This window comes from uncultured Thiodictyon sp. (assembly GCA_903837595.1).
Lineage (GTDB): Bacteria > Pseudomonadota > Gammaproteobacteria > Chromatiales > Chromatiaceae > Thiodictyon.
Genome location: CAILVI010000427.1, coordinates 1 through 2,902 on the forward strand (window position 1 = coordinate 1; position 2,902 = coordinate 2,902).

A 2,902-nucleotide genomic window follows, 5' to 3' on the forward strand; every position below is an offset into this window, starting at 1 on the left:
ATCTTGCCCACAATTCGTGGTGCGTTCTTGTGTCAACGGCCACCAGACTCTTAGGGCCATCAAGTATGGCCACGTATAGCGTGTTTCCGCTTACTAGCAGTGGGCCCACGAGACCGCCATAGTTCTCAGTCCTTTTCCTGACCACCCTGATCGGCGCCGGTCAGGGGTTGTTCCTGGCCCTCTATACCGGTCAGTGTTACTCCCTGGCCAGTTTCCTGCCTGAACAATCGACTGAGTTTTATAGTTTCGGCAGCCTGTTGGCCTTGCTTCTGTTGCTCGCCGGGCTGTTGGCCTCATTTTTCCACCTGGGGCGGCCGGAGCGGGCTTGGCGGACGGCGGCGCGCTGGCATTCGTCGTGGCTGTCGCGCGAAGTCGTGCTCCTGCCCCTGGTGATGGCCCTGACCGCTGCCTTCGGGTTGGCTCATTGGTTGGGCTATACCCAGCCCTGGTTCATCCTGGGGGGCTGGCTACGGGTAGACCCGACGCTCGCAATCGGCCTGGTGGCTGCGCTGGCGAGCTTTGCGCTGTTCGGCTGTACCGCCATGGTCTATGCCGGCGTGCCCTTTCTGCGGGAATGGCGCTCGCCGCTCACCGTGCTCAATTTTGCCCTGTTCGGACTCAGTTCCGGGTTCCTGTTGGCGACCGGCTATGCGGCCTATAGCGGCAACCATCTGGCCGCCGTCTACGGCGGTTGGTGGCTGGTGTTCACCGTGCTGGCGTTGCTGACCCGGCTGGCCTCGCTGTACCGCAACGCTCATCTGAAGCCCAAGAGTACGATCCAGAGCGCCATCGGGGTGCGCCACCTGTTCGTGGCACAGAAGGCGCAGGGGGCGACCGGTGGTTCATTCAATACCCGGGAGTTCTTCCATGGCCGCAGCGAGGCCACCCTGGAGCGGGTGCGCCGCGCCTTCCTCATCCTGGTCTTCGCGGTCCCGATCCTGCTGATCGGTACGGCCTACTTGACCCATTCCCGGACCCTGGCGATCGTCGCCTTCTTCATCCAGTATGCCGGGCTGCTGGCTGAGCGCTGGTATTTCTTTGCCGAGGCCCGTCACCCGCAGAATCTCTATTACCAAAGCGTCGCCTAGAGATTCACCTGCGCCCCGAGTTCCACCACCCGGTTGGGCGGCAAGCCCAGATAGGCTCCAGGGCTGATGGCGTTGCGGAACAGGCCGGCAAAGAGCTTCTGTCGCCAGATGGCCATGGCGGCGCCTTTGGTCGGCACCAGGGTCTCGCGTCCGAGGAAAAACGTCGTGTTTTCCAAGTCGCAGGGAATGTTGCGGCGTTGACACTGACGCATGGCATCGGTGATGTCCGGGGCGTCCATGAATCCGATGTCCATCCGCGCCTGATAGAAACGGGCGTTGATGGGCGCGATCCGCACGCGTTTATTCCGCGCGACATGCGGCTTGCTCGACACGGCGATGTGCAGGACGATCACCCGATCGTGCAGGCACTTGAAGTGTTTGAGCACGTGCAATAGCGCATGGGGCACCTGCCCGGGGCGGCCCGACAGATAGACCGCCGTCCCCGCCACCGTGGGGATGCCTTCGCCCTCGATCAGCGGCACGAAGAGCGTCAGTGGCAGACTGTCCTTGGTCAGGCGCGCAATGAGCAGCGTCCGCCCACGCTTCCAGGTGCTCATCGGGATAAACAGCAGCGCAGCGAAGCTCAGCGGGAGCCAGCCGCCATCGCCGAGCTTAGGCAGGTTGGCCCCGAAAAAGGCCAGGTCGATGGCCAGAAAGAGACCCAGCACGACGAAGGTGCGGGTGAGACCCCAGCGCCAGCGCCGCCGTGCGACCACGAACACCAGCGCGGTGGTGATACTCATGGTCCCGGTGACGGCCACACCATAGGCGGCGGCCAATGCGTCGGAACTGCCGAAGCTCAACACCAGCCCGGTCACCGCGACAAAGAGTATCCAGTTGACCGCCGGGACATAGACCTGACCACGTTCCGCTCTGGAGGTGTGCAACACCGTCATGCGCGGGAGATAACCGAGCGCAATGGCCTGGGTGGTCAGCGAAAAGGTCCCGGAGATCACCGCCTGGGAGGCGATGACGGTCGCCACCGTGGCCAGTGCCACCAGGGGTACCAGCGCCCAGCCTGGGGCCAGTCGGAAGAAGGGGTTATCGACGACCTGCGGTTGACTCAGTAGGAGCGCCCCTTGGCCGAAATAATTCAGCACCAAGGCCGGAAACACCAGCGTGCTCCAGGCCAGGCGCACCGGGGTGCGGCCGAAATGGCCCATGTCTGCGTATAGCGCCTCGGTCCCCGTGATCGCCAGCACGACGGCGCCTAAGGAGAAGAACGCCAACTGCGGATGATCCATGAAAAAGGCCACGGCATAGATGGGCGACAGTGCGACCAGTACGCCGGGTTGCTCGATAATGGCGCCGATGCCCAAGGTGGCCAGGGTCATAAACCAGATCGCCATGATCGGTCCGAACCAGGCCCCCACCCACGCCGTACCGTGCCGCTGGATAGCGAACAGTGCGAACAGGATCGCCAGCGTCGAGGGAGTGACCCACGCATCCAGATGGGGCTCGATCATCTTCAGACCCTCCACCGCCGACAGCACCGAGATGGCGGGGGTGATGATCCCGTCGCCATAGAACAATGCCGCGCCGAACAGACCCAGCACGATCAACCGTTGCCCCAGAGGCACATGGGCCAGGCGCCGCTGCACCAGGGCGATGAGTGCCATGATGCCGCCCTCGCCCCGGTTGTCCGCTCGCAGGATGATGACCACGTATTTCAGCGAGACCACAATCACCAGCGCCCAAAATACCAGGGACAGCACGCCCAGAATGTTTTCAGTATTCATCGGGACCGGATGACGATCGTTGGCAAATACCGCGTGTATTGCATAGAGTGGGCTGGTGCCGATGTCGCCATAGAC

The 2,902-nt window shown here is 62.9% G+C and carries 2 protein-coding genes; one reads left to right on the forward strand and one right to left on the reverse strand.

Annotated elements, in window-relative coordinates:
* The first annotated feature begins 167 nt into the window (after positions 1-167).
* Entirely contained in the window at positions 168-1,088 is a 921-nt protein-coding gene (gene soeC, locus QZY44_RS25620; protein ID WP_365305263.1) for a sulfite dehydrogenase subunit SoeC, read from the forward strand.
* Here soeC and QZY44_RS25625 read toward each other — a convergent pair.
* Positions 1,085-2,902: potassium transporter Kup (locus tag QZY44_RS25625; protein WP_295454835.1), on the reverse strand; the 1,818-nt coding region annotated here is incomplete at its 5' end. The genes soeC and QZY44_RS25625 overlap by 4 nt on opposite strands.